The organism is Chryseobacterium subflavum (assembly GCF_055762745.1).
Map to the genome: position 1 here is coordinate 353,832 of NZ_JBVTMR010000003.1, position 23,605 is coordinate 377,436.

26 protein-coding genes and 1 pseudogene are annotated in these 23,605 nt (G+C 35.4%); 12 read left to right on the plus strand and 15 right to left on the minus strand.

All coding sequences use genetic code 11. The annotated features are described in order from the left end of the window. The first annotated feature begins 77 nt into the window (after nt 1–77). Complete coding sequence (locus AC0INN_RS15105; protein WP_273649001.1) at nt 78–1,937, plus strand: CocE/NonD family hydrolase; 1,860 nt, start codon at nt 78–80, stop codon at nt 1,935–1,937. 120 nt (nt 1,938–2,057) lie between these two features. Here AC0INN_RS15105 and AC0INN_RS15110 read toward each other — a convergent pair whose 3' ends face one another. The 4 genes from AC0INN_RS15110 to speB form a co-directional block, all read right to left on the minus strand. Next, nucleotides 2,058–2,666, minus strand: a complete 609-nt coding sequence (locus tag AC0INN_RS15110) for an alpha-ketoglutarate-dependent dioxygenase AlkB family protein (RefSeq protein WP_273649002.1) — start codon at nt 2,664–2,666, stop codon at nt 2,058–2,060. Further along, nucleotides 2,663–3,379, minus strand: coding sequence for a class I SAM-dependent methyltransferase (locus AC0INN_RS15115; RefSeq protein ID WP_273649004.1), 717 nt, complete (start codon nt 3,377–3,379; stop codon nt 2,663–2,665). Before AC0INN_RS15115 ends, AC0INN_RS15110 begins: the two co-directional genes overlap by 4 nt. A gap of 18 nt (nt 3,380–3,397) precedes the next feature. Continuing rightward, complete coding sequence (locus tag AC0INN_RS15120) at nt 3,398–4,255, minus strand: bifunctional helix-turn-helix domain-containing protein/methylated-DNA--[protein]-cysteine S-methyltransferase (RefSeq protein ID WP_273649006.1); 858 nt, start codon at nt 4,253–4,255, stop codon at nt 3,398–3,400. Between the two features lie 68 nt (nt 4,256–4,323). After that, nucleotides 4,324–5,178 (minus strand): agmatinase, encoded by an 855-nt coding sequence (gene speB / locus AC0INN_RS15125; protein WP_172279929.1) that lies wholly within the window; start codon nt 5,176–5,178, stop codon nt 4,324–4,326. Between the two features lie 183 nt (nt 5,179–5,361). On the opposite strand from speB, the gene AC0INN_RS15130 reads away from it, so the two are divergent. Then, nucleotides 5,362–6,024 (plus strand): HAD family hydrolase, encoded by a 663-nt coding sequence (locus AC0INN_RS15130; protein ID WP_172279931.1) that lies wholly within the window; start codon nt 5,362–5,364, stop codon nt 6,022–6,024. A gap of 55 nt (nt 6,025–6,079) precedes the next feature. On the opposite strand, the gene AC0INN_RS15135 is transcribed toward AC0INN_RS15130, so the two are convergent. The 5 genes from AC0INN_RS15135 to AC0INN_RS15155 all read right to left on the minus strand — a co-directional run bounded on the left by AC0INN_RS15135 (nt 6,080) and on the right by AC0INN_RS15155 (nt 10,482). Continuing rightward, the gene (locus AC0INN_RS15135) at nt 6,080–7,471 is read right to left on the minus strand and encodes a type III PLP-dependent enzyme domain-containing protein (RefSeq protein WP_172279933.1); all 1,392 of its coding nucleotides are present in this window, start codon (nt 7,469–7,471) and stop codon (nt 6,080–6,082) included. Nucleotides 7,472–7,601: 130 nt separating this feature from the next. Then, nucleotides 7,602–8,474 (minus strand): tyrosine-protein phosphatase, encoded by an 873-nt coding sequence (locus AC0INN_RS15140; protein ID WP_273649008.1) that lies wholly within the window; start codon nt 8,472–8,474, stop codon nt 7,602–7,604. 103 nt (nt 8,475–8,577) lie between these two features. Then, nucleotides 8,578–9,225, minus strand: coding sequence for a thiamine diphosphokinase (locus AC0INN_RS15145; RefSeq protein ID WP_306613915.1), 648 nt, complete (start codon nt 9,223–9,225; stop codon nt 8,578–8,580). Next, nucleotides 9,215–9,784, minus strand: coding sequence for a cob(I)yrinic acid a,c-diamide adenosyltransferase (locus tag AC0INN_RS15150; protein ID WP_273649011.1), 570 nt, complete (start codon nt 9,782–9,784; stop codon nt 9,215–9,217). Before AC0INN_RS15150 ends, AC0INN_RS15145 begins: the two co-directional genes overlap by 11 nt. A gap of 113 nt (nt 9,785–9,897) precedes the next feature. Continuing rightward, complete coding sequence (locus tag AC0INN_RS15155; protein WP_273649013.1) at nt 9,898–10,482, minus strand: hypothetical protein; 585 nt, start codon at nt 10,480–10,482, stop codon at nt 9,898–9,900. A 169-nt stretch (nt 10,483–10,651) separates the two neighbouring features. Here AC0INN_RS15155 and AC0INN_RS15160 point away from each other — a divergent pair, with 169 nt between their 5' ends. Beyond that, nucleotides 10,652–11,143, plus strand: a complete 492-nt coding sequence (locus AC0INN_RS15160; protein ID WP_273649015.1) for a DinB family protein — start codon at nt 10,652–10,654, stop codon at nt 11,141–11,143. Between the two features lie 85 nt (nt 11,144–11,228). Here the strand turns inward: AC0INN_RS15160 and AC0INN_RS15165 are convergent, their stop codons facing one another. Together AC0INN_RS15165 and AC0INN_RS15170 are read right to left on the minus strand one after the other, a co-directional pair. Continuing rightward, complete coding sequence (locus tag AC0INN_RS15165) at nt 11,229–12,329, minus strand: linear amide C-N hydrolase (RefSeq protein WP_306613918.1); 1,101 nt, start codon at nt 12,327–12,329, stop codon at nt 11,229–11,231. 14 nt (nt 12,330–12,343) lie between these two features. After that, the gene (locus AC0INN_RS15170; protein WP_273649019.1) at nt 12,344–13,297 is read right to left on the minus strand and encodes a helix-turn-helix transcriptional regulator; all 954 of its coding nucleotides are present in this window, start codon (nt 13,295–13,297) and stop codon (nt 12,344–12,346) included. Between the two features lie 100 nt (nt 13,298–13,397). Between AC0INN_RS15170 and AC0INN_RS15175 the strand changes: the two genes are divergently transcribed. Together AC0INN_RS15175 and AC0INN_RS15180 are read left to right on the plus strand one after the other, a co-directional pair. Beyond that, the gene (locus AC0INN_RS15175; RefSeq protein ID WP_273649021.1) at nt 13,398–13,967 is read left to right on the plus strand and encodes a Crp/Fnr family transcriptional regulator; all 570 of its coding nucleotides are present in this window, start codon (nt 13,398–13,400) and stop codon (nt 13,965–13,967) included. A gap of 76 nt (nt 13,968–14,043) precedes the next feature. After that, a complete protein-coding gene (locus AC0INN_RS15180) occupies nt 14,044–14,505 on the plus strand; it encodes a carboxymuconolactone decarboxylase family protein (protein ID WP_273649023.1) in 462 nt (153 codons plus the stop codon). Between the two features lie 60 nt (nt 14,506–14,565). Here AC0INN_RS15180 and AC0INN_RS15185 read toward each other — a convergent pair whose 3' ends face one another. After that, the gene (locus AC0INN_RS15185) at nt 14,566–16,293 is read right to left on the minus strand and encodes an ABC transporter ATP-binding protein (protein ID WP_273651058.1); all 1,728 of its coding nucleotides are present in this window, start codon (nt 16,291–16,293) and stop codon (nt 14,566–14,568) included. Nucleotides 16,294–16,473: 180 nt separating this feature from the next. Next, nucleotides 16,474–17,553 (minus strand): baeRF3 domain-containing protein, encoded by a 1,080-nt coding sequence (locus AC0INN_RS15190; protein ID WP_273649025.1) that lies wholly within the window; start codon nt 17,551–17,553, stop codon nt 16,474–16,476. A 306-nt stretch (nt 17,554–17,859) separates the two neighbouring features. Here AC0INN_RS15190 and AC0INN_RS15195 point away from each other — a divergent pair, with 306 nt between their 5' ends. Genes AC0INN_RS15195 through AC0INN_RS15205 form a run of 3 tightly spaced genes read left to right on the plus strand, consistent with a single transcriptional unit; the run spans nt 17,860 to nt 19,505 of the window. Then, the gene (locus AC0INN_RS15195; protein ID WP_273649027.1) at nt 17,860–17,991 is read left to right on the plus strand and encodes a globin family protein; all 132 of its coding nucleotides are present in this window, start codon (nt 17,860–17,862) and stop codon (nt 17,989–17,991) included. After that, nucleotides 17,988–19,058, plus strand: coding sequence for a globin domain-containing protein (locus tag AC0INN_RS15200; RefSeq protein WP_273649029.1), 1,071 nt, complete (start codon nt 17,988–17,990; stop codon nt 19,056–19,058). The genes AC0INN_RS15195 and AC0INN_RS15200 overlap by 4 nt, the downstream gene beginning before the upstream one ends. Before the next feature lie 6 nt (nt 19,059–19,064). After that, on the plus strand, nt 19,065–19,505 hold the full coding sequence (locus AC0INN_RS15205; protein ID WP_273649031.1) for an Rrf2 family transcriptional regulator: 441 nt from the start codon (nt 19,065–19,067) through the stop codon (nt 19,503–19,505). Nucleotides 19,506–19,844: 339 nt separating this feature from the next. Here AC0INN_RS15205 and lptB read toward each other — a convergent pair. Further along, nucleotides 19,845–20,570, minus strand: a pseudogene (lptB, locus tag AC0INN_RS15210) (LPS export ABC transporter ATP-binding protein); the annotation flags it as partial. A 104-nt stretch (nt 20,571–20,674) separates the two neighbouring features. Here lptB and AC0INN_RS15215 point away from each other — a divergent pair. The 3 genes from AC0INN_RS15215 to AC0INN_RS15225 all read left to right on the plus strand — a co-directional run bounded on the left by AC0INN_RS15215 (nt 20,675) and on the right by AC0INN_RS15225 (nt 21,989). After that, entirely contained in the window at nt 20,675–20,968 is a 294-nt protein-coding gene (locus AC0INN_RS15215; protein ID WP_172279957.1) for a TM2 domain-containing protein, read from the plus strand. Nucleotides 20,969–21,032: 64 nt separating this feature from the next. Continuing rightward, nucleotides 21,033–21,761, plus strand: a complete 729-nt coding sequence (locus AC0INN_RS15220; protein WP_172279959.1) for a hypothetical protein — start codon at nt 21,033–21,035, stop codon at nt 21,759–21,761. Nucleotides 21,762–21,806: 45 nt separating this feature from the next. Further along, the gene (locus AC0INN_RS15225) at nt 21,807–21,989 is read left to right on the plus strand and encodes a bacteriocin (protein WP_172279961.1); all 183 of its coding nucleotides are present in this window, start codon (nt 21,807–21,809) and stop codon (nt 21,987–21,989) included. Between the two features lie 49 nt (nt 21,990–22,038). On the opposite strand, the gene hemB is transcribed toward AC0INN_RS15225, so the two are convergent. Beyond that, nucleotides 22,039–23,028, minus strand: a complete 990-nt coding sequence (hemB, locus tag AC0INN_RS15230; RefSeq protein ID WP_306613924.1) for a porphobilinogen synthase — start codon at nt 23,026–23,028, stop codon at nt 22,039–22,041. A 120-nt stretch (nt 23,029–23,148) separates the two neighbouring features. Between hemB and AC0INN_RS15235 the strand changes: the two genes are divergently transcribed. Then, a complete protein-coding gene (locus tag AC0INN_RS15235) occupies nt 23,149–23,499 on the plus strand; it encodes a T9SS type A sorting domain-containing protein (RefSeq protein WP_172279965.1) in 351 nt (116 codons plus the stop codon). Nucleotides 23,500–23,605 lie beyond the last annotated feature (106 nt).

A 23,605-nucleotide genomic window follows, 5' to 3' on the forward strand; every position in this document is an offset into this window, starting at 1 on the left:
TTATTATTTGGCAGTAATGGGTAATATTTATCATGGTAAACGCGTTTTTATTTTTAAATTAGCTTCAAATTTTATTTATGAAAACCCATATTTCCATTTTATTTATTTTCTTTTTCATTTTGGGTAATGCACAAAATGCAACACAAAAGGACAATTTTGTGAAAGATAATTTTACCAAACAAGAATTTTATATTCCCATGCGTGATGGTGTTAAACTTTTCACAGCAGTATATATTCCTAAAGATATAACCAATAAAAACAAATATCCGTTTCTGATGCAGAGAACCTGCTACAGCATTGCACCTTATGGTGAGAATGAATATAAAACTAAAGTAGGCCCAAATCAGTACCTGATGAAGGATAAATATATTTTTGTGTACCAGGATGTCCGCGGAAGATATATGAGTGAGGGAACTTTCACGAACATGACTCCTCAGGTAGAACGTCAATCGAAAAAAGATGTCGATGAAAGTACGGATACTTATGATACGATAGAATGGCTATTGAAAAACGTCAAAAACAACAATGGAAAGGTAGGTCAATTTGGAACTTCTTATCCTGGTTTTTATACAGCTGTAGGGATTTTAGCGGATCATCCGGCACTGGTTGCATCATCACCTCAGGCACCTATTTCTGATTTCTGGAATGACGATTTTCTTCACAACGGAAAATTTATGCTGGGATACTTCAGAACCTTCCCTGTTTTTGGGGTTCAGAAGACCAAAGCTGAAAAACAGGCATGGTACATGGATACTTTTGTAAAGCAGACATCAGAAGACGGACTGAAATTCTACAGGGAAATGGGAACCTTAAAGGACGGCTATGACAAATACTATAAGAACAACTTCTTCATGACCGAAATAATGAACCATCCCAATTATGATGATTACTGGCAGAAAAGAAGCCTTTTACCTCATCTTAAAAATGTTAAGCATGCAGTAATGACCGTTGGAGGATGGTTTGATGCTGAAGATTTATCAGGTCCTTTGAATATTTATAAAGCGATAGAAAAATCCAGCCCGAAAGCAAAAAACACCATTGTTATGGGACCTTTTTCTCATGGCGGATGGTCACAGGAAATGGGAAAACATTTCCATAATGAAATTTATTTCGGAGACAGCCTCGCTACCTATTACCAGAAGAACATCGAGACAAGATTTTTTAATCACTACCTGAAAGGAAATACCAAAGAAGATGCAGGACTTCCTGAAGCTATGATGTATGATACAGGAGCAAAACAGTGGAAAGAATTTGCATCTTATCCTCCAAAAGATGCTAAAAAAGTTAATTTCTACCTGGCTGACGGAACATTAAAAAGTACTTCTCAACAAGGTTTTTCAGAATATTATAGCGACCCGAATAATCCGGTATTAAGCTCAACAAGCTTAAAGGATTTTAATGGATTTACTCCCAGAAATTATATGTCGGAAGATCAAAGGTTTGCGGAAGGAAGACCCGATGTTGTTACTTTTACAACAGATGCTTTATCAGAAGACATGACTTTCGCGGGAGAGATTATGGCAAAATTAAACATCGCCTCTACTTCCACAGATGCTGATTTCGCTGTAAAACTCATTGACGTATATCCGGAGGATTTCAAACCTGTTGAGAAAAAAGACGGTGTTGTGTATGGTAATTATCACCAGATGGTAAGAAGTGAAATTATGCCTGCGAGATTCAGAAACTCAAGGGAAAAAGCCGAAGCTTTAGTTCCTGGTCAGAAAACAGCGGTTCAATTCAGACTTCAGGATGTGGTTCATACGTTTAAAAAGGGACATAAAATCCAGATCCAGATCAGCAGTACATGGTTCCCGCTCTTTTCTGTAAATCCACAGAAATTCATGGATAATCCGAACATGGCTTCTAAAGAAGATTATACCAAAGCATTCATAAGAATTTATAATGACAGCTCAATTGAAGCTGAGGTGATAAAATAAAAAAATCGGGTGACTTCAAGAACTTTAGTCACTTCTCTTCTAATACTTGTAGTATGGTTTTATAATAAAGACCATTGTTTATAAACAAAAAGGTGGCTTCGAAAATCTCAGCCACCTTTTTTATTCTTCAATCGTTCTGAATGTAAGGTTTATTCTTGGAGTTTTTACCTTTGTAGTTGGGGGAAGCCTGTGAAGCCAGTTATCCTGTGTTATTCCTTTCATTACCAATAAGCTTCCGTTTTGTAAGAAAATCTCCACTTTCTCTTTGGTTTGTTTGTGTTTAAACAAAAATTTCCGTTCCGCTCCAAAGGTTACCGATGCAATGGCACCATGCTTTTTCAGGTCTTTTTCACTATCACTATGATAAGCCATCCCTTCACTGCCGTCATGATATAAATTGAGAAGACATGAGTTATAAGTTTCTCCTGATATTTCCTCACACTTTTTCTTTAATTCCAATAGCTCAGGCGTCCATAGCGTTGCATACTTGGTCCTGTTGGAATAGGTATACTCAAATGCTTTTTCCCCGAACCACGCCACTTTTCTTTTGGTTAGAATAAGTTTACCGAAAATAATGGCTTCGTCATTTTCCCAGGGAATCTGATTCAAAAGATAGTTATAATAGAAATCGGATTTTTCTTTAGAGAAAATGGTTCCGTAATAATTAACCGTTCCGTCTTTGGGAAGGATATTGACCGGAAAATCATATATTTCTTCAAATAAACTCATTCCTGTTTTTTTATAGCACGGATACACATGAAAGCCGGAAACTTATTTAGTTCTTTAAAATGTTTCGGATCCAGTTTTTCAAATTCTTTTGTAGGTTTTGGTTCAACCAGTTTATCAATATAAAAACCATTGTCTGTAAGCGGAGTGATGCATTCACTAAGAGGTCTTCTGAAGCTGTTAATTTCAACAGGTTTCCCGAATCCGTTCCATATACAATTTACATGTTCAATTTCGAAATATTTTTCTGAATGAAAGTAATTGTATTCAAAAAATGGATGCTCAATCGATATAACAAGACTACCATCAGGTTTCAAAACCCTGCAAAATTCTTGAATGGTAAAATTCCAATCCTCTATATAATGAAGCGCTAATGCACAAATAACAGTATCAAAGCTTCGATCCTCAAACATTTCAAAGGGTAAAGATAAATCGTGGACGAAAAAATCTTTTTCATTATTATTTCTTTCACGTGCCAGCATGACCATTTTCTGACTGATATCAAAACCTTTTACTGTCGCTCCCTCAGATATTAGGATTTCAGCATATTTCCCCGGACCACAAGCCGCATCAAGGATAAATTTACCCTTTACCTCCGGAATAAGCTCCAATGTATTCGGTCTGTCATAATAGGCATTATGTGGTTTGTGATCGATCAGCTCATTATATTTCTCAGCGATCTCCTCATAAGCAGATAAGATTTTATGTTTGATCATGATTGTATCCTTTGATTTCTAGATTGAATCTATTGCATTGGAAGTGCGTGAACTTTCCCAACCAATAATGAGCTGCTTCCGATCCTTTCCCCAACGGTAACCGCCCATGTTTCCTGATGATTGAATGACCCTGTGACAAGGAATAAGAAAGGCTACAGGATTGCTTCCAATAGCTGTTCCTACTGCTCTGGAAGCTTTAGGATTGCCTATTTTCCCGGCCAGATTACCATAAGTAGACAGTTTTCCCATAGGAATTGTCAGAAGGCTTTCCCAGACTTTTAACTGAAAATCAGTGCCCTTAAGGTGAAGTTTTACGGTATTTAACTTGTTCCAGTCTTTACCGAAAATAGACAAGGCATCTTTTTGAAACTGATCCTGCTTCTCATAAAAAGAAGCATTAGGAAACTGGGCTTTCAGATTTCCTAATGCCATTTCTTGATTATTTTCAAAGGCCAGATGGCAAATTCCTTTTTCGGTAGAAGCTACCAGAATGTTTCCAAATGGACTTTCTGAAAAACTATGGTTAATTCTCAGGCTTTTTCCGCCATTTTTAAACTCAGCCGGAGACATTCCTTCTATTTTTACAAATAAATCATGAAGCCTGCTTGTACTGGAAAGCCCGGTCTCATAAGCAGCATCAAATACGCTCAATTTCTCTTCTTTCAAAAGATTTTTGGCATGTTCTATACTGATGAACTGTAAAAATTTTTTCGGACTTGTTCCTGCCCAATCTGTAAAGATTTTTTGGAAATGGGTAGGACTAAGATGCACTTTTTCTGCTACTTCTTCCAGACTCGGCTGAAGTTTAAAATTACTTTGGATATACTCTATCGCTTTAGCGATTCTGTTGTAATCTATTTGACTTTGTGTAGACATATCTTTGTATTTTATCTCACAAATTTCCAAAGAAAATCCCGCAGAAAAAATCCGATTCTTGTGGAATTTTAATCCTGGCTGATGTGATAATAAGCTAACATTTTGTAATATAGTTTAGCGGCAAGGAATGCGCTTGGCTTAGCCATCGGAGAATCCATCAATTCCACAATATCAAAAGCTACAACATTACATTTTTCAAATACTTTTCTTAATAATTCCAACGTTGGATACCATTGCAGACCTCCGGGTTCTGGTGTTCCGGTAGATGGACAGATAGATGGGTCAAAAGCATCCAAATCGATTGTAATATATACATTTCCGGAAACTTTTTCTAAAACATCATTGATCCAGTTATCATTGACAGCAATTTCATGTGCAAAAAATACTCTTCCTTCAGGTAAATACTGGTATTCTTCAACATCCATTGAACGGATACCCACCTGAACCAGGTTGTGCTTCTGATTAGCTTCAAAAACAGCACATGCATGATTGGAGGTAGAACCATGGAATTCAGGACGTAAATCCGTGTGAGCATCCAGTTGTAATACTGTTAAATTATCATATTTCTCACCTACTGCACGGATCGAACCAATAGAAACAGAGTGTTCACCACCAAAAAGGGTAAACAACTTTCCTTCATTCTGCAAAAGCTCTTTTGTTTTTTGATAAACGGCCTCGGTCATCGCTTCAGGTGTAGCATTTTCAGATACTTCTCCGGCAAGATAAACACCATCAAGGTAAGGCTCGGTTCCTGTCTCTATGTCATAAAGCTCCATGTTTTCAGAAGCATTAAGGAATAATTCAGGACCTTTATCCGCTCCTTTACCCCATGTTGAGGTTCCGTCGTAAGGAACGGTAACCAACATTACTTTTGAGTTTTCTAATGACGCATTTTCTTCAGGAATTCCCGCGTATGTTTTCATGTTTTTATTTAAAAATTAAATGATTTAAAATTTGAAATACTTCCAGCAAAGATACAAAGAAGTTGGAAGCCGGAAGCAAGAGAAGGGAAGTTTTTGAAGGTATCAACAAACTCACAGCCTCTATAAAATTCTAACTTCTTCCATCTCCTCTAAAATTCACTACCTTTGCAAAAAAAATCAAATATGTCCTTAAAAGCGGTGCTTTTTGATATGGATGGGGTAATTGTAGATACAGAACCTTTGCATAGAAAAGCTTACTTCAAGATGTTCGAAGATCTTAAAATTCAGGTATCTGAAGAACTTTACACTTCATTTACCGGAGCTTCCACCAAAAAAGTCTGCGAAACATTAATTCAGATATTCGGGCTTAACCATACTTATCAGGAGTTGACCAATATAAAAAGGGATTATTTTAAAGATTACTTCTATAATGATGCCGATTTTGACCTTATTCCCGGGGTGAGAAAACTGATAGAACATTACTATGAAAATAATATTCAGCTCATTGTGGCCTCTTCCGCAAGCATGGTAACCATCAATATGGTTTTTGAAAAATTCGGACTTGAAAAATATTTCAACGGGAAAATCAGTGGTGCTGAGTTAAAAGAATCAAAACCTCATCCTGAAGTTTTTCTTTTGGCAGCCCAGCTGGCTGAACAGCCGATAGAAAACTGCCTGGTAATTGAAGATTCTACCAATGGAATTCTGGCCGCTCATAATGCTAAAATTTTCTGTGCCGCCTATAAAAGTGAACATTCCCATAATCAGGATTATTCCCTGGCTAACATTACCATCTCAGATTATACTGAACTGGAATTAGATAAAATCTCAGATTATTTTAAATAAAAAAGGTTCTCGATCGAGAACCTTTTTTTATATTGATCCGTCTCTGAGAGGAGCGCTAGTATCCCAAAAGTTTTAAAACATCTTCCGGCTCCTGTCTTTCACGGAATATTTCATATTGAAACTCTCCGTTTTCATCTTTCTGAATCAGAATATGTCTTGGCTGAGGCATTAAGCAATGATGCACTCCTCCGTATCCTCCAATCGTTTCCTGATAAGCTCCTGTATGGAAGAAACCAATATATAAAGGTTTTGTATCACTGAAAACAGGCAGGTAGATTGCATTGGTATGCTGTTCGGAATTATAATAATCATCCGAATCACACGTTAAGCCTCCCAGAAATACTCTTTCATAAGTATCTTCCCAACGATTCAGAGGAAGCATGATAAAGTGTCTTGAAATCGCCCATGTATCAGGAAGTGTCGTCATGAATGAAGAATCGATCATGTTCCACTTCTCTCTGTCGTTCTGACGTTTTTGCGAAATAATTTTATAGAGGTTAGCTCCACTTTCTCCTACCGTGAAACTTCCAAATTCAGTATAAATATTCGGTTCCTCTACTCCCTCTTCTTCACAGAATTTTTTAATCTGGGAAACGATCTCTTCAACCATATACTGGTAATCGTAATCAAAGTTCAAAGAAGTCTTAATCGGGAAACCTCCTCCGATGTTCAAAGAATCCACCTCCGGAGCAATTTTCTTCAAACGTGCATATACACGAAGACATTTATATAATTCATTCCAGTAATACGCAGTATCTTTGATCCCTGTATTGATGAAAAAGTGAAGCATTTTCAATCGCGCATTCGGGTGTTCAGCAATTTTCTGACTGTAATAAGGAATAATGTCTTTATATCCTATTCCTAATCTGGATGTATAAAATTCGAATTTCGGTTCTTCCTCGGAAGCAATTCTGATCCCTATATCAAAAGTAGTATCGATACTCTCTGTAAGTTTGTCTAGTTCCCTGTAATTATCAAGGATCGGAGTAATATTTTCAAAACCATTATTAATCATCTCCGAAATTTTTGCCAGATAATCATCTGTTTTGAATCCATTACAGATTACTTCAATATTTTTATCTACTTTACCTTTTTTGTAAAGAGACCTTACAATATCCATATCATAAGCGGAAGATGTTTCAATAGAAATATCATTCTTCAGAGCTTCTTCAATAACAAAATTAAAATGACTGGATTTCGTACAGTAACAATATCTGTAATTTTTCTTATATTCGATTTTCTCAAAAGCCTCCTTGAACCAGCCTTTTGCTTTCTGAATATTCTGAGAAATCTTCGGGAGGTAACTAACCTTTAAAGGAGTTCCAAACTTTTCAACAACATCCATCAAAGGAATATCGTGAAACAACAAATTGTTTTCAGAAACGTTAAATTCTTCTGTTGGAAAATATAACGTCTGATCAATAAGTTCCGAGTATTTTATTTTCATTTTTTAGCAAGTGAATTAAGAATGCAAAATTGCTAAAAAAGTTTGATTTTTTGATGTTAAAATTATTATAATTTTATTTGATCTTCATGAAAGGCTCTATCGAAATCAGCACCCGCTAATTCACCGTTTATTAATATGTAAACTTACGAATATAGAATTGTCTTTTATCATCAGAAATCTCCAACACTTGTTGAATATATACATCTACAGAGCCGTATTTCTTATCAATTTCATTAAATGCAGAATCCAGATAATTCCTCTCTACCCAGCTGAGCTTTTCCAATACTTTGATATCCATTTTAGGATATAGAAAATGCAGGTTTCCAGCCAGCTTTAATCGCTTCATAACCATATCTTCCCTGTAGTTGTTAGACATCAGATAATCATTATAAATTGTTGCTTTATCAAACTTTAAAATGGTCAGAATAAGAGCTGTAATAATACCTGTCCTGTCTTTCCCTGCCGTGCAGTGATATAAAACAGGTTGATCTGAATCCAAAATTTCACTAATAATCTTTTTGATTGTTGCCGGATTTTCGGTTACATATTCACGATAAAAATCAACCATTCTTTTATCAGCATCGGCAGAATTTACCTTTCCCTTTAAAACCAGCTTCCTTGCTTGTGATAGCTGGTCTCCCTGATCTTCAAATGCTGAGTATTTTTTATAGCTAAGCTGAGCAGGTAGATGATCAGGCTTCAGACCGATTTCTTTTTCATTTCTGAGATCTATCACTTCCGCTATTCCCAGTTTTTTAATCGTGTCAAATGATTTTTTCTTCAGCTTATTAAGATGCCCGCTCCTGTAAAAAACACCTTTTCGTAATGTTCTCCCGTCAACATTTTTCATTTCTTCCAATGTCCGGAAATTATGTACTTTTTTCACTCCTGCATTTTCAGCCTGGCTTTTTCCATACTCGGGTGCAGAGAAGTTCTGTATTTTACAGGAAAAAGCACAGAATAGCACAATAAAAAGGAATAGTATTTTAAGTAATTTCTTCAATATTCTAGAAAAATTAAGTCGATGTCGATACAAGATACAAAAGTTTCTCCGAATACTCAATTTCAAAGGTATTCAGCTTATCGTTCTAAAAACAAACATCAGCTTAATATATTGGTGGATATTCTATATCATCGCGTCCTACAAAAAACAACAAATCGCCGGATTCATAGTGAACGGATACTTCATCTTCAACAGCAAAATTTCGGGTTCCGATCCTTGAAGTAATGCTTAAGCTACCATTTGTAAGAGGCCAGTTCAATCCTTTTGTCGTTATATTTTCCACAATAGGGAAAGGATATATAGAAATCATTCTATTCTTCACCTTTTGCACTGTAAAATCTTTAGGAATAAAATAATATTCAGAAAATTCATCATAAAATTTTATCTCCAATCTGTCTTTAAAGGTATAAGCAACCGTAAGGTTTCCTAAGAAATGGTCCTGCTCTCCACCACTGGCCCCAAAAACATCTATAGCGCGAAACCCCTTATCCAAGATAATTTCCAGAGCTTTATGAAAGTCTGTTTTATCCTGATCCAGGGTGAGAATAAATTTTTCCTGATATACCTCTTCATCGGATCCTGTGTGTGAATCAAAATCACCGGAAATGAAGTCCAATTTATCTAAAGGAAATCTTTTCTCTTTTAAGTAATGAAAAGCTCCATCCGTACATGCAATTAAATCATATCCGGATAGGTCAGGAAAGGACATGGGAGGTTCTCCGTTAATAAAAAGTAATACTTTATCTTTCATTCGGATTCCAGTATTCTTCCGGTTCGTTATTTAGTTTTGAAATATACCGGGCAAGAACAAAAAGATAATCTGAAAGCCTGTTGAGATATTTAATTAATTCAGGACGAACCTCTTCAGCTTCATTCAGGAAAACCAGAGAACGTTCTGCCCTTCTGCAGATTGTTCTTGCTGCATGAAGAAATGTCGCAGATTTTCCGCCACCGGGAAGTATAAAATATTGAAGAGGATCCAGCTGGGTATCAAAATCATCCATCCAATGCTCTAATTCTTCAATCTCATTTTCTGAAATAATCAACGGAAGCCTGGATTTTCCATTGGCAAGCATTAATTTATCAACCGGAGTTGCTGCTTCAGAGCCCACAGTAAATAAATCAAACTGAATTTTCTTCAATTGCTTTAAAACCTCAACATCTTCAATATGACTTTTTGCAATGCCAATAAAAGAATTCAACTCATCGATATTACCATAACTTTCTACTCTGGCGCTGGCCTTGGAAACTCTTGTTCCTCCGTAAAGAGCGGTTTGTCCTTTATCTCCTGTTTTTGTATAAATTTTCATACGACTAAATTACTTTTTTAAAATTAGCTTTACAATACTTACGGGTTTGTTTCTTATCTTGTTTTGTAATTCTGCTAATAAAAAATGACCGGTAAAAACCAGCCATCTTCAAATTATTTATCTACCTCAACATATTGCAACACTGTCTTGTTTTTAGAATTATAAATAATGGTACTTTTATTGGGAAACCGCTTTAATTTATAATACTCGATACCATTGTCATTCTTTATATCTTCTAAAATGCTTTTATCAATTGTATTTTCAGGCAGGAACTTTTCAATAAAACTTATTTTATCTACTATATTTTGTCCGTCTACCCTTCGGGCTGCCTTATCGGACCGGGTTTCATCCGTTGTAGGTTGAGACTCCAGAAATGGAATGATATCTTTTTTGTCTGCTTTATACTTAAAAATATATCCTGTAGTGCCATTTGGAAATACAAACTTTTTCCCGTTTTCATCGGATACAACAGCTTTCCCTGAACCAGGAAAAACCTGATTAAATTGAACATCTTCAGAATTTGTCAGGGACTTGATGGACTCATTCACGGTCTTTTTCACCCTCTCTTCCACTGCCTGCTGGGTCCTTTGCTTTACTGTTTCGGTTGTTTCCTGTACAGTCTGATCTATTTTATCACTGATTTTATTACACGATAGTAGTGACAAAGCACTTGTAATTCCTAAAATTAGCTTCTTCATTTCTCTGAAATTATAAATAATACCCGGTACATCTCTCTTTTAAACGTAAAAAACGCAATGATATTTTAGGAGAAAAAAATATTTTCAATGTGCCAAATCCTACTGACAAACTGTTGTCATAACCTGCTCTTATCTTTGTATCAACAATAACAAATTAAACAAAAATATTATGGCAACTACAGCAACAGCAACAAAACAGTTTATGACATCAGACCAATTATTAGAGCACTGGCAAGGACACAGAAATCTGACAAGAAGAGTAATTGAAGCGTTTCCTGAAAAAGAATTATTCGAATTTTCTATAGCAGGTATGAGACCATTTGCTAAACTGGCAGTTGAGCTTATCAGCATTGCAGGACCGGCATTAAAGGGAATCAATGAAAAAAACATGGAGGCTTATAACGAAGAGGGATTCAACCCTAAAACAAAAGAAGAAATACTGAAAAAATGGGACGAAGAAACAGAAGTAATCAACCATTATTTTAATCAGATTTCTGAAGAGCGTATGCAGGAAACGTTCAATCTGTTTGGCCAATATGAATTTCCGGTATATCAGAATATCCTATATTTCATCGATAATGAAATCCATCACCGTGGACAAGGTTATGTCTATCTAAGATCATTAGGAATTGAACCTCCGTTTTTCTGGGAGAGATTTTAATTCTGTTTAAAAATATTTTTCTTCTATCAAATTATTAAATTTAGTGAATGCAAAAGCTTTCAGATTCTCTGAAAGCTTTTGTTTTTTAACCCGGCAAAATATTTTTAAAGAAAGTAATAATGTTCTCTTTTAACTGGGCGAAGGCACTTGAGGCTCCAAATTCTTTGTTATCATATCCTATAGGAAATCCCTTGGCAACATACTCATTATTTTTATTTAAAGTAAGCACCTCAAAGTCATCATTTACTTTACCCAGCTTATCTGTATGAATATTCAAATATTTTATAGAGGCCTGTTTTGAAAAATCGAGTTGAGTAATATCAATTGTTTTAACTTCTTTCTTAAGGTCGGACCGGAAATAAAGATTCATCTTCTTGACATCAATAACGGTCTGCCATTCTCCCGCATATACAGAATTAAGAACATTCCAGGCATATTCTACAGGCTTTTTATCATACTTATAACTATAAAGCATATAGTAAGCTTTACTATATCTGTCTTCCCATTTATTTTGCTGACCAAGATCAAATTTTTCATTACCTCCTAAAAAATCAAACCTCTGAACCCGTTCAATATCTTTCTTATACTGATTATTGCATAGAAGAGGCATAGGCATATCCTTTCCTGTAAGCACCTTATACTTTCCATTTAGCAAAGCTATAGTTGCTGTATTTCCTTTAGCATCAGTAACGAAGAAGTGGCTTCCTCCAGCACTAGGCCACCAATCAATATTAGGACCGCCATTCAAATGATCTATCACTTCCTGAACAGATTTATAATTATCCAACTGGTATTGAATCCATTGTGCCCAAAACATATTAGGCTGTGTGGGATTAAAAACTTTTGTGGTTTCCTCCAGAGAAAGTTCAACCAGAAAAAGACCTTTTTCATTTACACCGTAACAAGGGAAATCATAGCCTAGAAGATTAAAGGTTATAGAACCATATAATGATTGCCATTCCTTTTCAGCATTCAGATGTCGGGAGGTAAGATTTTCCCAGCTTATATTTCTTTTGGCAATCCCACGTTTATTGACGACGATCATCCCCGGCATTGTTTTCCAATTCTCATTGAATCCGATTACACAATAATCATTACCCTTTAATAAAAATGCTGAGCAGGCGGAAGAAATCCCGTAATGAAGAAGAGCCAGGAGCAGCATAGAACGCATCAATATAAATTTCATAATTAATCAGTTGGTTATTGTAATTTCGTAGAAATATTTGTGATCAGCTCACCAATTTTTGTTTTGAGTGTTTCTGGTTCCAAAACTACAGCGTAATCCGCAAATGTAATCAGCCATCTTGGAAATCCCTCTTTGATCCACTCCGTTTCAAAGGTCATCACAACTCCTTCATCGGTTTCAGTTTCGTCTATTAAACCATAGTATCTTTTAGAATTAACGAGATGCCCCATTATTTTCTTATCTACCAGCAATTTTACTTTGGTAACATCATTACCGGAATTTTTCCTATAATCATTAATTCCACCATACTCTTTTGAAAAAGGAATACTGGTTTTGGAAACCTGAAGAATCCGGTCTACCCTGAATTGTCTGAAATCCTGTCTTAACGTACAAAAAGCCATAATGTACCAATAATTAAATTCAAAAAATAAACCTACCGCTTCTACAATCCGGTTAGATACCTTTGAATCCATACTTCTGTATTCTATGGAAAGTTGCATTTTTTCTGCAATACTTTCAAGGATCAGGGGGATCACATTTTTAACAGAATCCGTTGATTGAGCATGGTAATTAAAAACATCAACCTGCTTTTCTACTGTCTGTATTAAATTTTTATCGGAATGCCTCAGCACTGAACGCACTTTTTCCATAGCCGTCCGGTAATGAGAGCCCAAACTCTCGTGAGAAAACTTTTGCATCAGCTTTTCGGCTGTAATAAAGCTCAAAACTTCTTCTTTTGTAAACATGACAGGAGGAAGTTTATATCCGTCCATTAAGGAATATCCGCTACCCGCTTCTCCGACAATCGGAATCCCCGCATTTTCAAGTGTTTTTACATCCCGATAGATCGTTCTGATGCTTACTTCGAACTTCTCTGCCAGATCCTGAGCCCTTACCAAAGGTTTGGATTGCAGTTGAGTAAGAATTGCTGTTACCCTGTCAAGCTTTTTAAGATAATGGTCATTCATTTTATCCGGTCACTCTAAACTTTTATACAATAATTCCAGATATAGTAAAACCAACAATTTTAGCTATATTTAGATATCCAAGAATCACATATTATTACTAATGAGCTACACCAATTTCATCCAGACTATTGAAAGGATTTCGAATCCTGAACAGGCTGTCATTGATGAACTGATTTCAAAGTTAGAATTAAAAAATTACAGAAAAGGAGATTTTTTATTAAAATCTGATGAAACCTGTAAACATTTTTATTTCCTGCAAAAAGGACTGGTAAAATTGTTCTTTGATAATGGGGATAAAGATTTTATCATGACTTTTTTTGCTGAAAATTCTTTTTTTACGGAATTGAGCGGATTTCTTACTGGTAAACCATCCAAATATATGTTTGTAGCACTAGAGCCTGTGGAAGTATACTCCATTCGCAAATCTGTTGTCGACGACTTATGTAAAAAATACCATTCTGCAGAAACCCTTTTCAGTAAGCTATATTCAAAAGCACCTGTTAACATGATGGGTAGAATAAGTGAAATGCTGGAAGATGATGGCAAGAGGAGATATCATAATTTTCTGAAACAAAAGCCGGAACTTATCCAGCGTATCAGCCTGGGAGACCTTGCGGACTATATTGGCATTACCCAGGTTTCACTAAGCAGGATCCGTGCGCAAAAATGATTTTTTATCATTTGTAAAAAAATCTGAATTAATTGCAATCTACATTTGTCACATAATTAATCAAAAAAACAAAATTATGTCACAAAGAATCAACGCATTTGCTATGGGAAATAAATCTGTAAATGCACTTCACACCATGGGATATCATGTAGAAAACTCATCTCTTGACAATGCTTTTCTGGAACTTCTTTATTTTCGTGTTTCACAGATGAATGGCTGTGCTTTTTGCCTGGATATGCATTCGAAACAATTAAGGGCAAAGGGTGAAACCGAGCAGCGAATATTTTTGGTAAGTGCCTGGAGAGAATGCCCATTCTACACAGAAAAGGAAAAGGCAGGTCTCTTATGGGCGGAAAAACTTACCGAACTGAACGGAAAAGAAATTGCGGATGACCTATACCAGGAAGTAAGCAACCATTTTTCTGAAACAGAAATGGTGGATCTTACCATGGCTATTATCGCGATCAACAGCTACAATAGGATAAATATTGCCTTCGGAGCTGAAGTAGGCACTTATCAGGTTCCTCAAAAGAACTAAAAAAGTTTTACAAATAGAATGAAACCTGTATTTCTTGTACAGGTTTCATTTTTTATTATATTAATCCTGTTTAAAAGAATTCATCAATTTATCAAGATTCAGACTTCTGGCAGATGCTTCAAAAATTTCACGGTAAGTCCCGTTTTCCTGAACCAGTTCATTGTGAGTTCCACTTTCAACCACTCTTCCCTTTTTCATAACATAGATTTTATCAGAATCCAGAATCTGAGACAAAGAATGTGAAATAATGATTACTGTTCTTCCTTCTTTAATGGCATCTAAAGAGTTTTTGATCTGTTCGGTTGCAATAGCGTCCAGGCTTGCAGTAGGCTCATCGAGAAAAATAATTGGCGGATTCTTAAGGAATAATCTCGCAATAGCAATTCTTTGTTGTTGTCCCCCTGAAAGCTGGGTAGCATCGTGGTTATACTGATCCGGTAGATCCTGGATCTGTTCATGGAGGTATGCTTTTTTTGCAGCTTCCCGGATTTCATCAAAACTGGCATTCATATTTCCATACCGGATATTATCTTCTATACTTCCCTGAAAAATATGATTTCTTTGAAGTACAAGACCTATATCATTTCTTAAAAATGTGTTATCAAAATCATTTAAATTGACATTATCAAGTAGAATATCTCCTGAATCCGGAAGGTAAAATTTACACAAAAGATTGATAATTGTGGATTTACCGGCACCACTTAATCCTACCAAAGCCGTTGTCTTTCCATTTTCAATTTTCATAGAAACATCATGTAAAGCTTTCGTTCCGTTTGGATAGGTAAAGTCTATATTTTTAAGTTCAAATGTTCCCTTAATTTCCCTTTCTACAAATGTCCCGTTTGGTTCTTTTTCATCGTCAGCATTTAAAATATCAAAGTAACCTTCAGCATAAATCATTGCATCATTCATATCATCATAAATACGATGAAGTTGGCGTATCGGGGATGAAACATTATTGAAGAGCATAATATGAAGCATAATTGCACCAATTGTCATCTGCTGGTCCAGAACAAGATAAACGGTGAGCAAAATGATGAGTACAACCCCAAACTGTTCTATAAAAGTCTTAAGCCCATCATAAATAAAATTTGTTTTTCTGGTGAACATCTGGCTCTCCATTAATTGCATCTGAAGATCATACTGCTTTTTACCCTCGAATTTTTCACGGACAAAACTTTTAATCACCATAATCGAATTGATCAGGTTCAGAAGGCCCGAAGTCTTTTGCTCACGCTGGTTTCTCAGCTGCCTGCGAACCCCACCCAGCTTTTTAGCCTGTAATGAACTTATATAAAAATAAATAGGAACAATTATGGTGGATACCATGCCAACATATACATTTTGCATATACATGATGATCAAAGCAATGATCGCATTGGAAAAGAGAGGCAAAATATCTATGAAAAAATTCTGAACAAGCTTAGTGAGACTTTCAATCCCACGATCGATCCTGATCTGCAATTTTCCTGATTCGTGGTTTTCATCATTAAAATATGCAACCCGGTACGTCAGTATTTTATCAATAGCTGACTGAGCCAGAACAGAACTTACATTGATCCGGATCTTTTCCCCATAGAATTTCTGTCCGAAATTGATAAAAATATTCAACAGTTCTTTTCCCAGTAATATTATGGAAATCACTACCAACACATGAATTCCTTCCGACATAGGATGTGGAAGATGTGTTAGTAGGGTTACCTCGTCAACAGTATACTTCAAAACCAAAGGATTGACCTGGGCTGCAAGAGCTCCTAAAAACGTCAGGAATAAAGTTCCGTAAATCATCAAACGATAAGGCCTTATAAATGGAATAAGCTGTTTATATATTCCAAATAAAGTAACTGTTCTATTAAAAGGTTTCGCCATTATTATAAGATCTTTAGTAAAATTAAAGCTTTTTTAAAACAATCTATAAAAAAAGCCAGCATAAAAGCCGGCTCATTCTTTTGCTATAAAAATTTCTCTTTAATATCGGGTTTTCAAAACGATCTTTCCTAGTTCTAAAAGCTCATCCTGCTGGGTAAAGTGAACACGTCCTTTCTTCGAAAATACTTCCCATGCGATCATGGAAACAATATCATCAACAACTCCCTGTTCTTTAGAATCGTCAACGTACTCAAATGTACGTTCATCAATCATTTTTACCGGCTGTTCATAATCCTGATGTACGATCAGCAGATCACCCCTTCCGTCCAAAGCGGCCTGGTAAATTTCCTGAAGATCCGTAAGAACCGTTCCATGAGACACCGCCTCTTTAACTTCCTCAATAGCCAATGCACGACTTTCTTTTTGTTTAGCCTTAATAATTTCATAAGCCTGCTCTACAATGTGATGCTCATCAGCAGATACATAATTTTTATTATCATGGCCAATATAGATCTTAGGAATGTCAGCAACTTCAAGAAGTTTACTATAATTATCCGCAGTACTAATAACAACTACGTTTAAATTTGATTTTTTGTAAATTTCAACAATGGATTTATCAACCCTGTTAAAATATTCTTTGATCTGATTATCTACCTGTTTGGAATCGCTTCTCACATCTGAATGGGTAATATAAAAGGGATTCTGGGGAAATGGAAACCCTTCCTCTCGGACTTCCCCGACAATAGAATCATTTAATGCTTCGTACAGCTTGGTACCGCTTTGCGTTAAAACTAAGATGAGATATTCCTGAGCTCTTACTGCAGCCTTGATCAGAGGCCTTACAGCAAACTTCTCCTCCACTTCTGTTACATTTCCTCTTGAAGCCCATGTAGATTTTATAATTTCTTCTGTGTCGTTCGACAAAAAAATATGCAAACTATCCAGATTGTACTGATGGTCAATTTTCCCTGCAATATGATCCAGCTTTTCCAAAACTCCTGCGGCAGGTCTTTTTCCGTACTCATCAATAACACGGTTTTCTGCTTCTTTGATGAGGTTTTTTAAAATGATTTCGTCTTGTTGGTTTTCAGGAAATGTTCTGTGGGTATTTAATGAAATACTTACACAAGGTTCATTTCTTTCATTGGCTAGTTTTTGTAATTTTTCTTGTAATGACATATTTGTATTTTTTATTAATAATGAAATTTAATGATTTATTTTATCATTTTAACACAATTAAATACAAAAACCAGGCCTTTAAAACAATTTAAAAGTGCTTTTTATATAAAATACGAAAAATATCAATTTAAAATTTATTCTATATTAAAAATTAGCTATCATTCTTTCTTGGAGAGTAATAATGTACTTTAAAAAATTTCCACCCTTTCTCCTAGGTATGTAAAATATCATATTTTAATTGTTGTATTTAAAATATAACAATTAAATATTTATAGTACATTTGTTTTATCATTAAAAAACGACAAGATGAATAATAAACAAAAAGCCTTAGTAAAGTCAACCGTTGCGGTTTTAAAATCAAACGGTGCAGATCTCACTCAATATTTTTACAACAGAATGTTCAACCATAATCCAGAGCTCAAAAATCTTTTAACATGAGTCATCAGGCAAGTGGCAAGCAACAACACGCACTAGCCGGAGCAGTGCTTGCCTATGCTGAACATATTGAAAATCCAACTTTACTAATTAATATTTTAAGATCTATAGGCAATAAGCACGTCAGCCTTAATATAAAACCGGAACAATATAATATTGTAGGACTTCATCTGATCTCATCGATAAAAGAAGTTTTAGGAAAAGCGGCTACTGACGAATTATTGGAAGCTTGGACGCAAGCCTATCATGAACTTGCCCAAATAATGATTTCTATCGAAGACGAAATATATTGTTCTAACCTAAACAAAAATGGGGGATGGAAAGGTTGGAGAACATTCATCATCAGTAAAATCGTAGAGGAAAGCATGGAGGTTAAATCCTTTTATCTTAAGCCTAAAGATGGGCAGCCAATTGCAGAATACTTTCCCGGTCAATTCATATCTGTAAAAACATATATTCCATCACTGGGATATGAGCAACCAAGACAATATAGTCTATCATCGGCCTTCACTCCTAAATATTACAGGATATCTGTAAAAAAAGAGAAAAATCAATTTAATCCGGATGGTATTGTATCCCATATCATGCATGCTAAGTTAGCAGGAGATGAAATAGAAGTGAGCGCACCTGCAGGAATCTTTCACATTAATCCTTTATCGGAATATCCTTTAGTGCTTATAAGTGGAGGGATTGGAGTTACCCCTCTTTTAAGTATGCTGGAAACAAATGAAAACAACAATCGTAACCCTGTTGTATGGTTGCATAGTTGCCGGGATCAAACAGTTCATTCCTTCAAAGATCATATTGACTATTTAGAACAAAATAATGAATGGCTCACCACCCACATCTTTTATGAAAATAAAAATAAAGAAGATGACCAGGCAATACATGAAGGAAGAATTAACCTCCATGAAGTGAAAGAAGAAATTCTTATTGACAATGCAAAGTATTATATTTGTGGTCCCGAAGCATTTATTAAAGTGCAGTACAATTCTTTGATGCAGTTAGGAATTGCCGGAGAAAATATTTTTTACGAAGAATTCGGACCTCAGTTCCTTCATTTAAATTAGCAATTAATGAAATTGAACCACTTTACTGATTATAGTTTGCGCGTTTTAATCTATTTAAATAAAAAAGATAAGGCTCAGTCCTGCTCATTGGACGAATTATCAGAAAAGTTGAATATTCTTCGCAATCACCTTATTAAAGTGGTTCAGTTTTTATCTCAGAAAGGATTTGTTATTACCAAAAGAGGAAAAAATGGTGGAATCATTATTTCTGATAAGGCCCGTACGACAGGGCTTGGTGATCTTATTCACCTCCTTGAACAGGATGATAGTCCGATTATCAACTGCCAAAGTAAATCTTGCATATTTATATCTTATAACTGTCAGTTAAAATCATTTTTAGACATCGCCTATCAGGCATTTATCGATAGTATGAACAAGCATTATTTATCCGACCTTGTTTTTAATAATTGGGATATCATTTTTGCGAGCCAGCATACCAGTAATTAAAACTTAACCTTCGTAAAGATATGTTGTAAGGTAATGAAGCTCGGGTTTACTTGCTTCTTTTGATTCCGCTTCCGCCTGTTCCAGAGAATATTGGGAGGTAATTTCTTTGCGCTGGAATACAAATGAATTATTTGCATTTTTATCAACCACATCATTGAAGATGTGTTCTATCTCTGAATTTGCCAACGATGCAAAACTAATATCCTCAAATCCATACATCAACCTTAAATCATCAAATTCTGAAAACTGATTATCAACAAAACTTTGAAGCTGTGATTTCGAATCAAAATTCCCTGCCCAGATATTGTATGCGTATTTCTTCTTTTTAGGCTTATCCAGGATACTCTGATACACAAAATTTTCACCCAGATAAGCTTCCCTTACTTGCGGATCATTTGCCAGGTCCTCCGGAAGACCTTCTTTCAGGATCCTACCTTCAAACATGATGTATGTTTTATTAGTAATAGCGAGAGTCTGCTGAACATTGTGGTCGGTGATTAAAATTCCGATATTTTTATCGACAAGACTTCTTACAATTTTCTGTATATCTTCTACTGCAATGGGGTCTACCCCTGCAAAAGGTTCATCCAGAAGGATAAAGTTCGGGCTGGTAGCAAGACAGCGCGCAATTTCAGTCCTACGTCTTTCTCCTCCGGAAAGAAGATCTCCTCTGTTTTTACGAACATGCTGCAATGAAAATTCTTCGATCAGCTCATCACATTTGATTTGCTGTTCACGCTTGGAGAGATTGGTAAGCTGTAAAACTCCCATAATATTTTCCTCAACAGAAAGTTTTCTGAAGACAGAGGCCTCCTGAGCAAGATAACCAATTCCTTTTTGTGCTCTGCGATACATCGCATCAGTTGTTATTTCCTGTTTATCCAGGAAAATTTTACCGGATGTCGGCTTAACCAATCCCACGATCATATAAAATGAAGTGGTTTTACCTGCTCCGTTAGGACCTAGCAAACCAACAATTTCTCCCTGCTGGACTTGTACAGAAACGCCTTTTACAACTTTTTTTGGACCGTATTCTTTGATTAAGTTTTCTCCTCGTAAAATCATAGTCGCAAAGATATAAATTTGTTTTAAGTTATGATTTTGTAACTACTCATATTTTTCTTCGACTTATGTTAAAAACAATTCACTTTATCATAAAAAATACTAAAATGGAAAATTACGGTTATACAAAAACAGAAAATACCCGGGATCAGCAGGCCCATGTACCATATCGCTCTGAAAAAAAGATCCCTGCTGCAATACTAGGTATACTTGTAGGATGGCTTGCCCTGAATAAATTTTATCTTGGCTATACTAAAGAAGGTATTATTCAGATTATTTTAAACCTTGTTACTTTTGGGGCAGCTTCTATCATTCCTTTCATTGAAGGTATATTGTACCTGTTTATGAGTGACAAACAGTTTGATGACACTTATGTATATGGTAAAAAAGGCTGGCTGTAAATCCAGGCATCAGATATTCTAACGAATTTGATACATTTACTGCACCAACAGCAAATTAATTTTAATGGAAAATAACAAAGAATTAACAGAACTCCTTGCATTAGATTTAGGAATCAACCTGGTTGACCGTAGACCTTATGCTAAGGAAGTTTTTAAATGGCAGGATATGGATCTCCTTCCCCATTCATCCACAGACACCTTACTTTGTGAAATTTTTGAATGGAATGGCAGAAACTGGAGAACAACCAGCAATAATCTTATTGGGTATCTCTTTTCAGGAGAGAATCTGACTACAATAAAAAACCAGTTGATTAATGCTCCGAAACATCCTGCTCTGATTCCTGATTTTGAATTTACAAAAGACAGCATGATCGAATACGGCCTTTCGCTGCCTTCTCTTTTTAATATCGGAGTTAACGGAAATATAAAAAATGCTAAAAACTTTTCTGTCCGTGTCAATGGAGTAACAAAATCAAGAATCACCAACATTGATTCTCCGGGAATTGAAATCTTAAAAAACTATTCAGCATTTACCCAGGATAAAACAAAGACGTACAGAAAAAATATCAAGTTTAATTATTTGAGTACTTCTTTATTTTATGCCGAAAGCGTTGAGATTTATTTAGAAAAAGAATCTTCAACTGTTCTTGATGTAAGCTTTCAAACGCAGGACGTTGAAGTGGAATCAAAGTTAGATACGGATACTAAGAAACATTTTGTTCTAAAATATATAGGTAACCAGGCTCCCTTTGCTGCTAAATTTACAAAAGGTAAAGATTTCAATATAATGTGATAAATTTTAACTATATTTAGTTTATCTAAAAAAATAAATATTATCATGAAAAAATTAACGAAAAAAAATCTAAAAACCATCAACGGTGGAAATATAAGACCACCCGATGCAAATGGCAACTGCCCATCAGGTTGGTTTTTATGCCCAAGTAATATCTGCGTTTATGACAATGGAGGTAAAGACCCTATAGTTCCGGGAAAACCTCATTACAATGCCTGTTTCGGATAAATAAAAAACACCTCTATATAGAGGTGTTTTTTATTTATCTGTTTTAAAACTATTTATTTAAAAGCATTGCTGCTTCCTTTGCAAAATAAGTGAAGATCATATCTGCACCAGCTCTTTTAAAACATGTTAAGCTCTCAATGATCGTTTTATCATTATCTAGCCAGCCGTTTTGGGCAGCCGCTTTTACCATTGCATATTCTCCACTTACATTGTACACAGCAATCGGAAGATCAATTGCTTCACGAACTTTAGAAACAATATCAAGATAAGGAAGCCCCGGTTTAATCATAATGATATCCGCTCCTTCATCAATATCTTTAAATACTTCATTTAAAGCTTCCCTGGAATTATGAAAATCCATCTGATAAGTCTTTTTATCTTTTGGAATTTCCATATTATCTTTTGGAGCACTATCCAGAGCACTTCTGAAAGGTCCATAAAAAGAACTTGCGTATTTTGCGGAATAACTTAAAATTCCTACATCTGTAAATCCACTTTCTTCTAAGGCTTCACGAATCCCTAATACTCTGCCATCCATCATATCACTTGGTGCGACAATGTCTGCCCCGGCTTCTGCATGAGATACAGACATTCTTGCCAGTGCATCTACAGTTGCATCATTTACAATTTTTCCGTTTTCGATTATTCCGTCATGTCCATAAATAGAATAAGGATCCAGCGCTACATCAGGCATAACGATCATTTCGGGAAGAGCATCTTTTATGGCTTTAATGGTGTTCTGCATTAATCCGTTTTTGTTCCAAGCTTCTTTTCCCGTATTATCTTTTAAATGATCTGACACCTTCATATACAGGTTGACAGATTTTACCCCCAAAGAAAACAGTTCTTTACACTCTTTAACTGTAAGATCGATACTCCGCCTGAATATTCCCGGCATTGATGCAATTGGTTCCTGCTTGTTTTCACCCTCCATTACGAAGATAGGCATTACGAAATCATGAGTTGTAAGTATATTTTCCCTTACCAAACTTCTCATTGATTCATTTACTCGTAGCCTTCTGTTTCTTGAATGTATCATTTTGGAATACTTTTTGAATAAGTTTATGCAAATTTACTACAAGTTAAATGAAAAAATATGTTGGAGAGTGGTAGATTTTTTATATTTTTGTTTTATAAATACTTGAGAAATTATATTTTGATGAAAAAACTTTTACTTTTATTTCTTTTCGCAGGCACTTTTGTTGGATTTTCCAGCAATCTAAATGCACAACTCAGGGAGCCTGGTTCCATCTCACAAAAATCTGATGATGGAGTTTTTATTGCTTACCCTAATCCTGCGAAAGATTTCCTAATTATTCGAGCAAAAGACCCTTCTTTAAAGGTTAAAAATGTTACATTCTATTCTATTCTTGGTACACAGGTTGCTACTTATGCGGTTAATATGAATTCGGGAGAAATTAATATTGAAAAATTAAAACCCGGTAAATATTTGATCCGTTACATTTTAAGTGACAACACTCAAAAAGTTACCCAGATCGTAAAACAATAAATTAAATCCTGATAATCATCAGGATTTTTTCTTTTACGTTAGTAGTCCTTTTAATTATTCCGTAACTTTCGGGACATTTTTATACTAATAGTAAAAAAACAATTTA